Origin of the sequence: Pantoea sp. EABMAA-21 (genome assembly GCF_030053335.1) — a bacterium.
Taxonomy (GTDB): domain Bacteria; phylum Pseudomonadota; class Gammaproteobacteria; order Enterobacterales; family Enterobacteriaceae; genus Pantoea; species Pantoea communis.
Window position 1 is genome coordinate 43,143 of the sequence record NZ_JASGBX010000009.1, and the last position, 15,495, is coordinate 58,637.

General features: G+C 53.7%; 13 protein-coding genes. 12 read left to right on the top strand and 1 reads right to left on the bottom strand.

Going from position 1 to position 15,495, the window contains the following annotated elements; genetic code table 11:
- Positions 1–210 precede the first annotated feature (210 nt).
- The 7 genes from tal to nhaR all read left to right on the top strand — a co-directional run bounded on the left by tal (position 211) and on the right by nhaR (position 8,945).
- On the top strand, positions 211–1,164 hold the full coding sequence (gene tal / locus QMZ65_RS14400; RefSeq protein ID WP_034826122.1) for a transaldolase: 954 nt from the start codon (positions 211–213) through the stop codon (positions 1,162–1,164).
- 123 nt (positions 1,165–1,287) lie between these two features.
- Positions 1,288–1,875, top strand: a complete 588-nt coding sequence (mog, locus tag QMZ65_RS14405; protein ID WP_283216220.1) for a molybdopterin adenylyltransferase — start codon at positions 1,288–1,290, stop codon at positions 1,873–1,875.
- Positions 1,876–1,988: 113 nt separating this feature from the next.
- A complete protein-coding gene (locus QMZ65_RS14410; protein WP_211729153.1) occupies positions 1,989–3,290 on the top strand; it encodes an MFS transporter in 1,302 nt (433 codons plus the stop codon).
- Positions 3,291–3,502: 212 nt separating this feature from the next.
- Positions 3,503–5,413 (top strand): molecular chaperone DnaK, encoded by a 1,911-nt coding sequence (gene dnaK, locus QMZ65_RS14415; protein ID WP_097118312.1) that lies wholly within the window; start codon positions 3,503–3,505, stop codon positions 5,411–5,413.
- A 103-nt stretch (positions 5,414–5,516) separates the two neighbouring features.
- Positions 5,517–6,662: a molecular chaperone DnaJ gene (dnaJ, locus tag QMZ65_RS14420; protein WP_034826114.1), complete on the top strand. Its 1,146-nt coding sequence runs from the start codon at positions 5,517–5,519 to the stop codon at positions 6,660–6,662.
- Positions 6,663–6,829: 167 nt separating this feature from the next.
- Entirely contained in the window at positions 6,830–8,008 is a 1,179-nt protein-coding gene (gene nhaA, locus QMZ65_RS14425; RefSeq protein WP_034826111.1) for a Na+/H+ antiporter NhaA, read from the top strand.
- 34 nt (positions 8,009–8,042) lie between these two features.
- Positions 8,043–8,945, top strand: a complete 903-nt coding sequence (nhaR, locus tag QMZ65_RS14430) for a transcriptional activator NhaR (RefSeq protein WP_058959366.1) — start codon at positions 8,043–8,045, stop codon at positions 8,943–8,945.
- A 52-nt stretch (positions 8,946–8,997) separates the two neighbouring features.
- On the opposite strand, the gene rpsT is transcribed toward nhaR, so the two are convergent.
- On the bottom strand, positions 8,998–9,261 hold the full coding sequence (rpsT, locus tag QMZ65_RS14435; protein WP_034826107.1) for a 30S ribosomal protein S20: 264 nt from the start codon (positions 9,259–9,261) through the stop codon (positions 8,998–9,000).
- A gap of 318 nt (positions 9,262–9,579) precedes the next feature.
- Between rpsT and ribF the strand changes: the two genes are divergently transcribed.
- Genes ribF through ispH form a run of 5 tightly spaced genes read left to right on the top strand, consistent with a single transcriptional unit; the run spans position 9,580 to position 15,276 of the window.
- The gene (gene ribF / locus QMZ65_RS14440) at positions 9,580–10,518 is read left to right on the top strand and encodes a bifunctional riboflavin kinase/FAD synthetase (protein WP_283216221.1); all 939 of its coding nucleotides are present in this window, start codon (positions 9,580–9,582) and stop codon (positions 10,516–10,518) included.
- 27 nt (positions 10,519–10,545) lie between these two features.
- A complete protein-coding gene (gene ileS, locus QMZ65_RS14445) occupies positions 10,546–13,365 on the top strand; it encodes an isoleucine--tRNA ligase (protein ID WP_097118314.1) in 2,820 nt (939 codons plus the stop codon).
- Positions 13,365–13,868 (top strand): signal peptidase II, encoded by a 504-nt coding sequence (gene lspA, locus QMZ65_RS14450; RefSeq protein ID WP_058959362.1) that lies wholly within the window; start codon positions 13,365–13,367, stop codon positions 13,866–13,868. Before ileS ends, lspA begins: the two co-directional genes overlap by 1 nt.
- 3 nt (positions 13,869–13,871) lie before the next feature.
- Positions 13,872–14,342 carry an FKBP-type peptidyl-prolyl cis-trans isomerase gene (fkpB, locus tag QMZ65_RS14455; protein WP_034826099.1) on the top strand — a complete coding sequence of 157 codons (471 nt, stop codon included), beginning with the start codon at positions 13,872–13,874 and terminating at the stop codon, positions 14,340–14,342.
- Positions 14,323–15,276, top strand: a complete 954-nt coding sequence (ispH, locus tag QMZ65_RS14460; protein WP_034826097.1) for a 4-hydroxy-3-methylbut-2-enyl diphosphate reductase — start codon at positions 14,323–14,325, stop codon at positions 15,274–15,276. The genes fkpB and ispH overlap by 20 nt, the downstream gene beginning before the upstream one ends.
- The last annotated feature ends 219 nt before the right edge of the window (positions 15,277–15,495 follow it).

Sequence of the window (15,495 nt, forward strand, 5' to 3'; positions counted from 1 at the left end):
GTTTGTCCTTGTTGACCCGCTTGTTAACAGGGGATTGATGGGAATTAAGTTGCGACGAGTGTAGCAAAAAAGCTGCACGGATCGGCAAATCGCTCCCATTTGTTAGCGCTATCGTTATGAGGCACTTCGTGATGTTGCGCACTGAATTGTGCGTGATATTATCCCAACAGCCTTTTACACCCTGACAGTCAACCTAAGAGAAAGAGAACCATGACGGACAAACTTACTTCCTTGCGTCAGCTGACTACTGTGGTCGCCGACACCGGTGATATCGCGGCGATGAAGCTTTATCAGCCGCAAGATGCGACCACCAACCCTTCTTTGATCCTCAACGCCGCTCAAATCCCTGAATACCGCAAACTGATTGACGAAGCCATTACCTGGGCACGTCAGCAGAGCAGCAACAAAGAAGAGCAGCTGGCACTGGTTTCTGACAAGCTGGCCGTCAACATTGGTCTGGAAATTCTGAAACTGATCCCAGGCCGTATCTCTACCGAAGTTGACGCACGTCTCTCCTACGACACCGAAGCGAGCATCGCGAAGGCACGTAGCCTGATCAAACTGTACAACGATGCGGGCATCAGCAACGACCGTATCCTGATCAAACTGGCCTCAACCTGGCAGGGCATCCGTGCTGCTGAGCAGCTGGAAAAAGAAGGCATCAACTGTAACCTGACTCTGCTGTTCTCCTTCGCGCAGGCGCGTGCTTGTGCTGAAGCAGGCGTGTTCCTGATCTCGCCATTCGTAGGCCGTATCCTCGACTGGTACAAGCAGAACACCGACAAGAAAGAGTACGCTGCGCATGAAGATCCAGGCGTAGTGTCAGTGGCGGAAATCTACAACTATTACAAACAGCACGGTTATGAAACTGTGGTAATGGGTGCCAGCTTCCGTAACATCGGTGAAATCATCGAACTGGCCGGCTGTGACCGTCTGACCATCTCTCCGGGCCTGCTGAAAGAGCTGGCAGAGAGCGAAGGCGCGGTTGAGCGCAAGCTGAGCTATACCGGTGAAGTCAAAGCGCGCCCTGCGAAAATGACCGAAGCTGAGTTCTTCTGGCAGCACAACCAGGATCCAATGGCCGTGACCAAACTTGCTGAAGGTATCCGCAACTTTGCCATCGATCAGGGCAAACTTGAGAAGATGATCGCCGAACTGCTGTAAGGTGATTTGCCGTGGCGGCACCCGTCGCCACGGTTTTACGCTTTCCCCTCGCTTCCGCTTTGTATTATCCTTTTTGCATTCCCCTTCAATTGCCGCATTGCGGTCAACCACAGCGATAACTTAATGGATACTTTACGTATTGGATTAATTTCCGTTTCCGATCGTGCTGCTAATGGCATTTATCAGGATCAAGGCATTCCGGCGCTGGAAAGCTGGCTCGCCGCCGCGCTGACTACCCCGTTTGAAATCGAAACCCGTTTAGTGCCCGATGAGCAGCCGATGATTGAACAGGCGATCTGCGAACTGGTCGATGAACTGTTCTGCAATCTGGTGTTGACCACCGGCGGAACCGGTCCTGCGCGCCGCGATGTGACGCCCGATGCCACTCTGGCAGTCGCCGATCGTGAGATGCCGGGTTTTGGCGAACAGATGCGCCAAATCAGCCTGCAGTTTGTACCGACTGCAATCCTTTCGCGTCAGGTGGGGGTGATACGCAAACAGTCGCTGATCCTCAATCTGCCGGGCCAGCCGAAATCCATTAAAGAGACGCTGGAAGGGCTGAAAGCAGAAGATGGTGCAGTGAAAGTGCCAGGCATTTTTGCTGCTGTACCTTATTGTTTACAGTTGCTGGAAGGGCCTTATGTGGAAACCAATCCTGAAGTGGTAGCAGCATTTCGCCCTAAAAGTGCAAGGCGTGAGACAAACGTCTGAAAATCGCCGTTTTCAGGCATAAAATCCAGCGGTGCTGGTGTGGCGAAATATTGACGGTATAGTAACTCCAGCTTTACAACCACACTGACTTTGCTTCTGGATACCGCACGACTATGGATGCACACACATCGCGCCGTCTCAACGGCCAGGATTATAAAACCCTGTCGCTGGCCGCCCTCGGCGGGGCGCTGGAATTCTACGACTTCATCATCTTCGTTTTCTTCGCCGCCGTAATTGGCGAGCTATTTTTCCCGCCGGATATCCCAGAGTGGTTGCGTCAGGTGCAGACCTTCGCGATTTTCGCCGCCGGTTATCTGGCGCGCCCTCTGGGCGGCATCATCATGGCGCACTTTGGTGACAAAGTTGGGCGCAAGAAGATGTTTAGTCTGAGCATTCTGTTAATGGCGTTACCCACGCTGGCAATGGGCGCACTGCCGACTTATGCCAGTATTGGCATCGCAGCGCCGATTTTGATGCTGCTGATGCGCGTGCTGCAGGGCGCCGCGATTGGTGGTGAAGTGCCGGGTGCGTGGGTCTTCGTGGCTGAACATGTGCCGGAAAAACGCATCGGTTTTGCCTGTGGCACGCTGACAGCAGGTTTAACGGCGGGGATTTTGCTGGGTTCGCTGGTGGCGACGGTGCTGAACACCACGCTTTCACCGGCTGCGATTCGCGATCACGGCTGGCGCATTCCGTTCTTCCTCGGTGGCCTGTTTGGTTTGCTGGCAATGTATCTGCGCCGTTGGTTACATGAAACGCCGGTGTTTAAACAGATGCAGGAGCGTAAAGCATTATCCGAGAAACTCCCGCTGCAAACCATTCTGACCAGCCATAAGCGCGGGATTGTGGTGTCGATGTTGGTCACCTGGCTGCTTTCGGCCTGCATTGTGGTGGTGATCCTGATGGCACCCACGTTAATGCAGAAGCAGCATGCGATTCCCGCAGCGTTAAGTCTGCAGGCGAATAGCGTTGCTACCATCATGTTGCTGATCGGCTGCGTCGTCGCTGGCTGGCTGGTGGATCGCTTCGGCGCGGCATTAACGCTGATGGGCGGTTCGTTGCTGTTGGCCATCTTCAGCTGGAACTTCTTCCATCAACTGGATGGTTCGCCTGAGATGCTGTTCGTCTGGTACGGCCTGGCGGGATTGAGCGTGGGCGTGGTGGGTGTGGTGCCCTTTGTAATGGTCAAAGCGTTCCCGGCGGCGGTGCGTTTCACCGGCATCTCCTTCTCATACAATGTGGCCTATGCGATTTTTGGCGGTCTGACACCGATTAGCGTGACGCTGATGATGCAACTCACGCCGATGGCGCCGGCCTGGTATGTGCTGGCGTTGGCGCTGATTGGCTTGCTGGTTGGCCTGTGGCTGCAGAGCGAAAAACAGCGATCGACGCTGCTCAATCAGGTGAATGTCTAACCTAAGGCGCGTAAGCGCCTTTTTCTTTTCCGCATTTTTTTAAAATTATTTTAGTTTTAACCCTTGATGCGCTCTGAAGCGGCCCCATTTAGTTGTCATCGAGTGATGTCAGGCAGCAAAAAAAGGCTGTCACAGCAGTTGAAAAGGGTCAGTTTGACCGCACATCTGCTAACAACGCTAATTGACAAAGAATTTAAGTGGGAGACGTTTAGATGGGTAAGATTATTGGTATTGACTTGGGTACAACCAACTCATGTGTTGCGGTTATGGATGGTGGTAAAGCACGTGTGCTTGAAAACGCCGAAGGCGATCGCACCACACCGTCAATCATTGCATATACACAAGATGGCGAAACTCTGGTCGGTCAGCCGGCTAAACGTCAGGCGGTGACTAACCCGCAGAACACCCTGTTCGCGATCAAGCGCCTGATTGGCCGTCGTTTCCAGGACGAAGAAGTGCAGCGTGATATTAAAATCATGCCTTACAAAATCATCGGTTCTGATAACGGTGACGCATGGTTGAACGTGAAAGACCAGAAAATGGCACCACCGCAGATCTCTGCTGAAGTGCTGAAAAAGATGAAGAAAACCGCGGAAGATTTCCTCGGTGAAGCGGTAACCGAAGCGGTTATCACTGTTCCAGCTTACTTCAACGATGCACAGCGTCAGGCAACCAAAGATGCCGGCCGTATCGCGGGTCTGGACGTAAAACGTATCATCAACGAACCTACCGCAGCCGCACTGGCTTACGGTCTGGATAAAGGTCAGGGCAACCGTACTATCGCGGTATATGACCTGGGTGGTGGTACTTTCGATATCTCTATCATCGAAATCGATGAAGTTGATGGCGAGAAAACCTTCGAAGTACTGGCGACCAACGGTGATACTCACCTCGGTGGTGAAGACTTCGACAGCCGTCTGATCAACTACTTAGTCGCGGAATTTAAGAAAGATCAGGGCATCGATCTGCATAACGATCCGCTGGCGATGCAGCGTCTGAAAGAAGCGGCTGAAAAAGCGAAGATTGAACTGTCTTCAGCGCAGCAGACCGACGTTAACCTGCCGTACATCACTGCAGATGCAACCGGTCCTAAGCACCTGAACATCAAAGTGACCCGTGCGAAGCTGGAATCACTGGTTGAAGATCTGGTGACCCGTTCTATCGAGCCACTGAAAGTTGCTCTGCAGGACGCTGGTCTGTCTGTTTCTGATATCAACGACGTAATCCTCGTTGGTGGCCAGACGCGTATGCCAATGGTTCAGGCCAAAGTCACTGAGTTCTTTGGTAAAGAGCCACGTAAAGACGTGAACCCGGATGAAGCCGTTGCTGTAGGTGCTGCGGTTCAGGGTGGTGTGTTGGCCGGTGAAGTGAAAGACGTTCTGCTGCTGGACGTAACCCCGTTGTCGCTGGGTATCGAAACCATGGGTGGCGTGATGACTTCGCTGATCAGCAAGAACACCACCATCCCAACTAAGCACAGCCAGGTGTTCTCGACGGCTGAAGATAACCAGTCTGCCGTGACCATTCACGTGCTGCAGGGTGAGCGTAAGCGTTCAGGTGATAACAAGTCACTGGGCCAGTTCAACCTCGACGGTATTCAGGCTGCACCGCGCGGTATGCCGCAGATCGAAGTGACCTTCGATATCGATGCCGATGGTATCCTGCACGTGTCTGCGAAAGACAAAAACAGCGGTAAAGAGCAGAAGATCACCATCAAAGCTTCTTCAGGTCTGAACGAAGAAGAGATCGAAAAAATGGTGCGTGACGCAGAAGCGAATGCCGAGTCTGACCGTAAGTTCGAAGAGCTGGTGCAGACGCGCAACCAGGGTGACCAGATTGCGCATAGCACCCGTAAGCAGTTGGACGAAGCCGGTGACAAACTGTCTGCTGAAGATAAAGCACCGATCGAGTCTGCGCTGACCGAGCTGAACACCGCGCTGAAAGGCGAAGATAAAGCAGAAATCGAAGCCAAAATGCAGGCATTGATGGAAGTCTCAAGCAAACTGATGGAACTGGCGCAGCAGCAAGGCCAGGCGGGCGCAGCAGATGCTGGCGACGCTTCAGCGAAGAAAGATGACGATGTTGTCGACGCTGAATTCGAAGAAGTTAAAGATAAAAAATAATTGCCCCTGACCGGGCGCGACGGCTGGCCTGACAGCCGTTGAAACCAGCACGGGCGTAGGAGATCTCTCCACGCCCGTGCGATCATGTTAAGGGCAGAACAAAATGGCTAAGAGTGATTTTTACGAGATCTTAGGCGTCTCTAAATCCGCAGATGAGCGTGAAATCAAAAAGGCTTACAAGCGCCTGGCGATGAAATACCATCCGGACCGTAACCCGGACAATAAAGAAGCCGAAGCTAAGTTTAAAGAGATTAAAGAAGCCTACGAAGTCCTGACCGATGCGCAGAAGCGTGCGGCCTATGACCAGTACGGCCATGCAGCCTTTGAACAGGGTGGCATGGGCGGTGGTGGATTCGGTGGCGGCGGCTTTGGCGGCGGCGGTGCTGACTTCAGCGATATCTTTGGCGACGTATTTGGCGATATTTTTGGTGGTGGACGCCGTCAGCGTGCTGCCCGTGGCGCCGATTTACGCTACAACATGGAGCTGTCGCTGGAAGAAGCGGTACGCGGCGTGACCAAAGAGATCCGCATTCCTACCCTGGAAGAGTGTGATGTCTGCCACGGCAGCGGGGCTAAAGCGGGTACGCAGCCACAGACCTGTTCAACCTGTCATGGTGCGGGTCAGGTGCAGATGCGCCAGGGCTTCTTCACCGTACAGCAGGCGTGTCCGACCTGTCACGGTCGTGGTTCGGTAATCAAAGATCCGTGCAACGCCTGTCATGGACATGGTCGCGTTGAACGCCAGAAAACCTTGTCGGTGAAAATCCCGGCAGGCGTGGATACCGGCGATCGCATTCGTCTGAGTGGCGAAGGTGAAGCGGGTGAGCATGGTGCACCAGCAGGCGATCTGTACGTTCAGGTCTCGGTGAAGAAACACCCGATCTTCGAGCGTGAAGATAACAATCTGTACTGTGAAGTGCCGATCAACTTCGCGATGGCGGCATTGGGTGGCGAGATCGAAGTGCCTACTCTTGATGGTCGCGTGAAGCTGAAAGTGCCGTCTGAAACGCAAACCGGCAAGCTGTTCCGCATGCGCGGTAAAGGTGTGAAGTCGGTGCGTGGCGGAGCCGTTGGCGATTTGCTGTGCCGTGTGGTAGTGGAAACGCCAGTTAGCCTCAACGACAAACAGAAAGCGTTGTTGCGTGAGCTGGAAGAGAGCTTTGGCGGCCCAACGGGTGAGAAAAACAGCCCGCGCTCTAAAAGCTTCTTCGATGGTGTGAAAAAGTTCTTTGACGATCTGACCCGCTAATCGGGTAAGTGGTTCACAATGAAGCGGAGAGGCGACTCTCCGCTTTTTTTATGACTGTGATTTAATAGATCGTTATTACCGATCTATAAACGAGACATAAGCTGCTTTTAACGAGGTATTTACGCCGCTAAACTAGCCGCTAAAAATTGTCCTGCTCAGGAGGAGTTGTGAACAAACCCCGTAGTATTCGAAGCTTACTGAAGAGCTTTATCGCGAGCGATGCCAGCAACGGCATCGTGCTGATTCTTGCCGCTGTTGCGGCAATGATCCTCGCCAACAGTGCAGAAACCGCGCAAGGTTATCAATCGTTCCTCGCTGAGCCGGTGCAAATTCGTTTTGGCGCACTGGATATCAGCAAAAACCTGTTGCTGTGGATCAACGATGCGTTGATGGCGTTGTTCTTCTTGTTAATCGGCCTTGAAGTGAAGCGTGAGCTGATGATTGGTGAATTAGCCAGTCGCGACCGTGCCATCTTCCCGGTGATTGCAGCGCTCGGTGGTATGGTGGTTCCCGGGCTGATCTTCTTTGGTTTCAATCATGCTGATGAAATCGCTCGCAACGGCTGGGCGATCCCAACTGCCACTGACATTGCCTTTGCTTTAGGTGTGCTGGCACTGCTCGGCAGCCGCGTACCTGCCGCACTGAAAGTGTTCCTGATGGCACTGGCGATTATTGATGATCTCGGCGCTATCGTGATCATCGCGTTGTTCTATACCAGCGATCTCTCGGTGCTGTCGCTGAGCGTCGCAGCTGGCGCTATCGTATTGCTGGCGATATTGAACCGCTGCGGAGTGCGTAACATTGCGATTTACATGCTGGTGGGCGTGGTGCTGTGGACCGCTGTGCTTAAATCCGGCGTGCATGCCACGCTGGCAGGGGTGATCGTGGGCTTCTTCGTGCCGCTGGAAGAGAAGGATGGCCATTCGCCTGCAGAACACTTGGCACACGGTTTGATGCCCTGGGTAAACTGGCTGATTCTGCCGCTGTTCGCTTTCGCTAACGCGGGTATCTCTTTAAGTGGCATTACCTTTGGCGACGTGCTGTCACCGGAGCCACTGGGCATTATCCTCGGCCTGTTGATCGGTAAACCGCTGGGCATCACGTTGTTCTGCTGGCTGGCAGTGAAGTGGCGACTGGCGGTGTTGCCGAACGGCACCGCAATACGCGATATCATGGCGATCGGTGTGCTGTGCGGCATTGGCTTTACCATGTCGATCTTCATTAGCTCACTGGCCTTTGACGCCGCACATGAGCAGCTGGTGACCTTCTCGAAACTCGGTATCCTCAGTGGCTCGCTGCTGTCGGCAGTGATCGGTTACACGCTGTTGCGTATCAAACTGCGATAAACAGGTAAGGAGGCGCAAGCCTCCTTTTTTTATAATGAATCAGCTCAATTTCAATCATCTCTATTATTTCTGGCAGGTGTGCAAAACCGGCTCCGTGGTACGCGCCGCTGATGTCCTGTGCCTGACGCCCCAAACGGTGACGGGTCAGATTAAAGCACTGGAAGAGCAATTGGGTGGCGCGCTGTTTCGTCGCCAGGGACGGGGTTTAGTGCCTAATGAACTCGGACAACTGGTGTTTCGCTACGCCGATCGCATGTTCATGCTCAGCCAGGAGATGCTGGATATCGTTAACTATCGCAAAGAGTCGCATCTGTTGTTCGACGTGGGGGTGGCGGATGCATTATCGAAGCCACTGGTGAGCAAAGTGCTGGAAGCGGCCGTGGTGTCGGAGGAGAAAATTCATCTGCGCTGTTTCGAGTCAACGCACGAGATGTTGCTGGAGCAACTGAGCCAGCACAAGCTCGACATGATTGTCTCGGATTGCCCAATCGACTCCACTCAGCAGGAAGGTTTGTTCTCAGTGAAACTCGGCGAATGCCCAGTCAGTTTCTGGTGCAATGCACCGCTGCCCGATCGTCCTTTCCCGGCATGTTTAGAGCAGCGTCGCCTGCTCATTCCCGGGCGTCGCTCGATGCTCGGCCGCAAGTTGCTGAACTGGATTCACAGCCAGGGGTTGCAGGTGGATATTCTGGGCGAGTTTGATGATGCGGCTTTGATGAAGGCCTTTGGTGCGCAGAACAATGCGATTTTTGTCGCGCCGACACTCTATGGCGCTGAGATCTATCGCGATGATACGATCCGTGAAATAGGGCGTCTGGAGGCGGTGATGGAGGAGTATCACGTGATTTTTGCCGAGCGTATGATTCAACATCCGGCGGTGCAGCGCATCTGCAATCGTGATTTCAGCGCACTCTTTAATGCTAAATCGCAGGCATAAAAAAACCGGCTAAGCGCCGGTTCTTTCGACAAAGCGATAACCTAACAGGCGATTAAGCCAGTTTGGTGATCTGTGCAGCCAGGTTTGCTTTATGGCGTGCAGCTTTGTTTTTGTGGATCAGACCTTTAGCAGCCTGACGGTCCACGATTGGTTGCATTTCGTTGAATGCGTTCTGCGCAGCAGCTTTGTCGCCTGTTGCGATAGCCGCGTATACTTTCTTGATGAAAGTACGCATCATTGAACGGTTGCTTGCGTTATGCTTGCGACGTTTCTCAGATGTTACGGCGCGTTTCTTAGCTGATTTGATATTAGCCAAGGTCCAACTCCCAAATGTGATCTATATGGACAAATCAAAGGCCGAGGACTATGCCTTTTGCGCCTTCTTTTGTCAATGGATTTGTGCAAATAAGCGTCGTTTTAGCAACGGCGCTTGATTACGTAATTGATGGCGCAGGATTCTACCAGCAACACGTCGCTGAATACAGTATTTCGCATTAAAAATCTTCATTACCTGCCTGAGCAATGGGTTGCGTGCGCATTAAGCCGCACCATACGCAGGAAAGGCACGCAGACGGGTTAACCTGAAGGCCATTCAAGGGTATAATCCGCCGATTTCCACCGGTTTGAGTCAGCCATGAAGTTTATCCGCGGTATTTATAATCTGAAAGAGCAGCATCGCGGCTGCGTCCTGACCATTGGCAATTTTGACGGCGTACATCGCGGCCACCAGGCATTGATGGCGGAGTTGATTGCTGAAGGACGTCAACGCAATCTGCCGGTGGTGGTGATGCTGTTTGAACCGCAACCACTTGAATTGTTTGCCGGTGACAAAGCCCCGGCACGCCTGACTCGTTTGCACGAGAAGCTGAAGTATCTCGAGCTGGCGGGTGTTGATGCGGTGCTCTGCGTCCGCTTTGATCGCCGTTTTGCGGCGCACTCCGCACAAAGTTTTATCGCTGAACTGCTGGTCGATAAACTCAACGTGAAGTTTCTCGCAGTGGGTGATGATTTCCGCTTTGGCGCTGGTCGCCAGGGAGATTTCCTGTTATTACAGAAAGCCGGTGTCGAGTATGGCTTCGACGTCATCAGCACCCAGACCTATTGTGATGGCGGTGCGCGTATCAGTAGCACGGCGGTACGTCAGGCACTGGCACAGGATGATTTTGCGCAGGCGGAAGCGCTGCTGGGCCATCCATTCAGCATTTCAGGGCGCGTGGTGCACGGTGATGCACTGGGGCGCACCATTGGTTTCCCCACCGCTAACATTCCATTGCGCCGCACAGTAACGCCGGTGAAAGGGGTGTTTGCGGTAGAAGTGTTAGGCCTGGGCGACAAGCCCATCGCTGGCGTGGCCAACATTGGCACACGTCCGACGGTAAAAGGTCTGCGTCAGCAGCTTGAAGTTCACCTGCTTGACACACATATGAATCTTTATGGCCACCACATTGAGGTGGTGCTGAAACAGAAGATTCGCGACGAACAGCGTTTCGCTTCGCTGGACGCGTTGAAAGAACAAATTGCGAAAGATGTGGTGACGGCCCGCCAATTTTTTGGGCTTAACGCACCGGCTTAATGACCGAAATACGGAACCGAGAATCTGATGAGTGACTATAAATCTACCCTGAATTTGCCGGAAACGGGGTTCCCGATGCGTGGCGATCTGGCCAAACGCGAACCGGGAATGCTGCAACGTTGGACTGATGACAACCTGTACGGCATCATCCGCGAAGCCAAAAAAGGGAAAAAAACCTTTATTTTGCATGATGGCCCTCCTTACGCGAACGGCAGCATTCATATTGGTCACTCCGTTAACAAGATTCTGAAAGACATTATCGTTAAGTCGAAAGGCATGGCGGGCTATGACTCGCCGTATGTGCCGGGTTGGGACTGCCATGGTTTGCCTATCGAGCACAAAGTTGAGCAGATGATCGGTAAGCCAGGCGAGAAAGTCTCCGCCGCGGAATTCCGTGCCGCCTGCCGCAACTACGCTGCTGAACAGGTTGAAGGCCAGAAGAAAGACTTCATCCGTCTCGGCGTGCTGGGCGACTGGGATCGTCCCTACCTGACCATGGACTTCAAAACCGAAGCCAACATCATTCGTGCGCTGAGTAAAATCATTGGCAACGGCCACCTGCACAAAGGCGCCAAGCCGGTGCACTGGTGCATGGATTGCCGCTCGGCGCTGGCTGAAGCAGAAGTCGAGTACTACGACAAAACTTCCCCATCTATCGACGTGATGTTTAACGCCGTTGATGCCGATGCGGTACGCGCGAAGTTTGGCGTTGCAGCCTCTGAAGGCCCGGTTTCTCTGGTGATCTGGACCACTACCCCGTGGACCATGCCGGCCAACCGCGGTATCTCACTGCATCCTGAGTTCGAATACCAGTTGCTGCAAATCGAAGGCCGCAGCTTGATCCTCGCCAAAGAGATGGTTGAGGGTGTGATGAAGCGCGCGGGCATCACTGAGTGGAAAGTACTGGGCGAATGCAACGGTGCGGCACTTGAGTTGCAGCTGTTCCAGCACCCGTTCCTTGAGCAGATCCAATCCAAAGTCGTATTGGGCGAGCACGTTACGCTGGAAGCGGGTACCGGTGCAGTGCATACCGCACCTGGCCACGGCCCAGATGACTATGTGATCGGCCAGAAATACGGTCTGGAAACCGCTAACCCGGTCGGCCCGGATGGCGCGTACCTGCCAGGCACCTATCCTACGCTGGATGGTGTAAACGTGTTTAAAGCCAACGACATGATCGTTGAGCTGCTGAAAGAGAAAGGCGCGCTGCTGCACGTAGAGAAACTGCTGCACAGCTATCCACACTGCTGGCGTCACAAAACCCCGATTATCTTCCGTGCCACCCCGCAGTGGTTCATCAGCATGGATCAGAAGGGCCTGCGTGCGCAGTCGCTGAAAGAGATTAAAGGCGTGCAGTGGATCCCAGACTGGGGCCAGGCGCGTATCGAAGCGATGGTGGCGAACCGTCCAGATTGGTGTATCTCGCGTCAGCGTACGTGGGGCGTGCCAATGGCGCTATTCGTACATAAAGAGACCGAGCAGCTGCACCCGGATACACTGGAGCTGATGGAAAAAGTCGCGAAGTGCGTAGAGCAGGATGGCATTCAGGCATGGTGGGATCTTGATCCGCGCGATCTGATGGGCGATGACGCTGATCACTATGTCAAAGTGCCAGATACGCTGGATGTGTGGTTCGATTCAGGATCAACCAGCTACTCTGTGGTCGATGCGCGCCCAGAATTTGGCGGCCATGCGCCGGATATGTATCTGGAAGGTTCAGATCAGCATCGTGGCTGGTTCATGTCTTCGCTGATGATCTCGACGGCGATGAAAGGCAAAGCGCCTTACCGTCAGGTACTGACGCACGGTTTCACCGTGGACGGTCAGGGCCGCAAAATGTCGAAATCCATCGGCAACACCGTGGCACCGCAGGACGTAATGGACAAACTGGGCGCGGACATTCTGCGTCTGTGGGTCGCCTCAACGGATTACTCCGGTGAAATGGCGGTGTCCGACGAAATCCTGAAGCGTGCAGCGGACAGCTATCGTCGTATCCGTAACACCGCGCGTTTCCTGCTGGCTAACCTCGCGGGCTTCAACCCGGCGACCGATTGCGTGAAACCCGAAGAGATGGTGGTGGTAGATCGCTGGGCGGTTGGCCGTGCGCTGGCTGCACAGCAGGACATCGTCCAGTCTTACGAGAACTACGATTTCCATGAAGTGGTGCAGCGTCTGATGCACTTCTGCTCCATCGAAATGGGCTCGTTCTATCTTGATGTGATTAAAGATCGTCAGTACACCGCGAAAGGTGACAGCCTGGCGCGTCGCAGTTGCCAGACCGCGCTGTGGCACATTGTTGAAGCGCTGGTGCGCTGGATGGCGCCAATCATGTCCTTCACTGCTGATGAAATCTGGGGCTACCTGCCGGGTGAACGTGCTAAATACGTATTCACCGAAGAGTGGTATGAAGGCCTGTTTGGTCTGGCGGATAACGAAGCACTGAACGACGCTTATTGGGATGAGCTGCTGAAAGTGCGCGGTGAAGTCAACAAAGTGATCGAGCAGGCGCGCAGCGATAAACGTATCGGTGGCGCACTGGAAGCCACAGTAACGCTTTACGCGGATGCTGAACTGGCCGCTAAACTGCAGGCGCTGGGCGATGAGTTGCGTTTTGTCCTGCTGACTTCCGGCGCGACGGTGGCGGATTACGCCACTGCCAGCGATGAAGCGCAGCAGAGCGAAGTACTGAAAGGTCTGAAAATCGCACTGCACAAAGCAGAAGGCGAGAAATGTCCGCGTTGCTGGCATTACACTACTGACGTTGGCCAGAATCCGGAGCATGCTGCGGTCTGTGGACGTTGTTACACCAACGTAGCCGGCAACGGTGAAGTGCGGAAATTTGCCTGATGAGTAAACTCTGCTCTACCGGATTGCGCTGGTTGTGGCTGGTGCTGGTGGTGATCGTGGTCGATTTCGCCAGCAAGCAGTGGATCATGAACAACATGATGCTGCATGAAACTCAGCCGCTGATACCGTTCCTGAATCTGTTCTACGCGCACAACTATGGCGCGGCGTTCAGCTTCCTGGCGGATAAAGGTGGCTGGCAGCGTTGGTTCTTTGCCGGCATCGCGATTGCGATTGTGGTCGCGCTGGTGGTGATGATGTATCGCAACCGTGCAAGTCACAAATTAACCAATATTGCCTACGCGCTGATTATCGGCGGGGCGTTGGGTAACCTGTTTGACCGTGCATATCACGGCTTCGTGGTGGATTTCATCGACTTCTACGTTGGTGACTGGCATTTCGCCACCTTCAACATCGCTGACTGCGGCATCTGTATTGGTGCGGCGTTGGTGGTGCTGGAAGGATTCCTCACGCCGAAAGACAAACAGGTCAAAGAGAAAGGGTAACAAATGACTGAGTCCGTACAGCGCGATAGCGCGTTGCTGGTGCATTTCACGCTGAAGCTGGAAGATGGCTCAACAGCGGAATCAACACGCGCCAACGGCAAACCAGCGCTGTTCCGTCTGGGAGATGGCAGCTTGTCTGGTGCATTGGAACAGGAACTGTTAGGACGTAAAGTCGGCGATAAGCATGCCTTTACGCTGGCACCGGAAGATGCCTTTGGTGGCACCAGTCCGGACCTGGTTCAGTACTTTTCGCGCCGTGACTTTAAAGATGCTGGCGAACCGGAAGTCGGTTCCATCATGCTGTTCAGCGGCAGAGGTGGTAGCGAGATGCCGGGTGTGATCCGTGAAATTTCCGGTGACTCGATCACCGTTGATTTTAACCATCCGTTGGCCGGCCAGCGCATTCAGTTTGAAATTGAAGTGCTGGAGATTGATCCGGTGCTGGAGGCCAGCGATGCAAATCCTGTTAGCTAACCCTCGCGGTTTCTGTGCAGGCGTGGATCGCGCCATCAGCATCGTGGAGCGCGCGCTGGAGATGTACGGTGCACCGATCTACGTGCGTCACGAAGTGGTACATAATCGCTACGTGGTGAGCAGCTTGCGCGATCGGGGAGCGATCTTCATTGAAGAGATCAGCGAAGTGCCGGACGATGCCATCCTGATCTTCTCTGCTCACGGCGTTTCTCAGGCGGTGCGGGCGGAAGCGAAAGCGCGCAATCTCACGATGCTGTTTGACGCCACTTGTCCGCTGGTGACCAAGGTACATATGGAAGTGGCGCGCGCCAGCCGTAAAGGTGTGGAGGCCATTCTGATTGGTCATGCCGGACACCCTGAAGTAGAAGGCACCATGGGGCAGTACAACAACCCCAATGGTGGCATGTATTTGGTGGAGTCACCGGAAGATGTGTTCAAGCTGAGCGTTAAGGACGAAGGCAATCTGTGCTTCATGACGCAGACAACTTTATCGGTTGATGATACATCAGATGTGATTGATGCACTGCGTCAGCGCTTCCCGGCAATTATTGGCCCACGCAAAGATGATATCTGTTACGCCACGACTAACCGCCAGGAAGCCGTGCGTGTTCTGGCGCGTGATGCGGAAGTGGTGCTGGTGGTGGGCTCGAAAAACTCCTCTAACTCCAACCGTCTGGCCGAACTGGCACAGCGTGCGGGAAAACTGGCGAAGCTGATCGATTCAGCAGATGACATTCAGGAAGAGTGGGTTAAAGGCAAGCAGATCATCGGTGTGACGGCGGGTGCCTCGGCACCGGATATTCTGGTGCAGCAGGTGATTCAGCGCTTGAAAGAGTATGGCGGCGAAGCCGCGATTGAGCTGATTGGCCGTGAAGAGAACATTGTGTTTGAAGTGCCAAAAGAGTTGCGTGTCGAAGTGCGCAACGTCCAGTAAGCGTTTGCTATCGAAACAGAATCAGGCCGACATCGTTCGGCCTTTTCTTTATCTGTCGTCGCCAAATAGACCACTTCCAGCAGGTGGGATTGCTTTTACTGATAATGTTTGGCGGCTGGCATAAAATTCTTATTATCCCTTTTTTATTGTGGCGTGACTGTTATCTGACCGTTAACCTGTTTACGCTTTGCATGCATAGATTTGTATCAGGAATGAATA

Bases quoted from the DNA above. Each gene is read 5' to 3' on its own strand.
- mog (WP_283216220.1), top strand. From the start codon at position 1,288: ATGGATACTTTACGTATTGGATTAATTTCCGTTTCCGATCGTGCTGCT.
- dnaJ (WP_034826114.1), top strand. From the start codon at position 5,517: ATGGCTAAGAGTGATTTTTACGAGATCTTAGGCGTCTCTAAATCCGCA.
- QMZ65_RS14410 (WP_211729153.1), top strand. From the start codon at position 1,989: ATGGATGCACACACATCGCGCCGTCTCAACGGCCAGGATTATAAAACC.
- lspA (WP_058959362.1), top strand. From the start codon at position 13,365: ATGAGTAAACTCTGCTCTACCGGATTGCGCTGGTTGTGGCTGGTGCTG.
- tal (WP_034826122.1), top strand. From the start codon at position 211: ATGACGGACAAACTTACTTCCTTGCGTCAGCTGACTACTGTGGTCGCC.
- ileS (WP_097118314.1), top strand. From the start codon at position 10,546: ATGAGTGACTATAAATCTACCCTGAATTTGCCGGAAACGGGGTTCCCG.
- ispH (WP_034826097.1), top strand. From the start codon at position 14,323: ATGCAAATCCTGTTAGCTAACCCTCGCGGTTTCTGTGCAGGCGTGGAT.
- fkpB (WP_034826099.1), top strand. From the start codon at position 13,872: ATGACTGAGTCCGTACAGCGCGATAGCGCGTTGCTGGTGCATTTCACG.
- nhaR (WP_058959366.1), top strand. From the start codon at position 8,043: ATGAATCAGCTCAATTTCAATCATCTCTATTATTTCTGGCAGGTGTGC.
- dnaK (WP_097118312.1), top strand. From the start codon at position 3,503: ATGGGTAAGATTATTGGTATTGACTTGGGTACAACCAACTCATGTGTT.
- ribF (WP_283216221.1), top strand. From the start codon at position 9,580: ATGAAGTTTATCCGCGGTATTTATAATCTGAAAGAGCAGCATCGCGGC.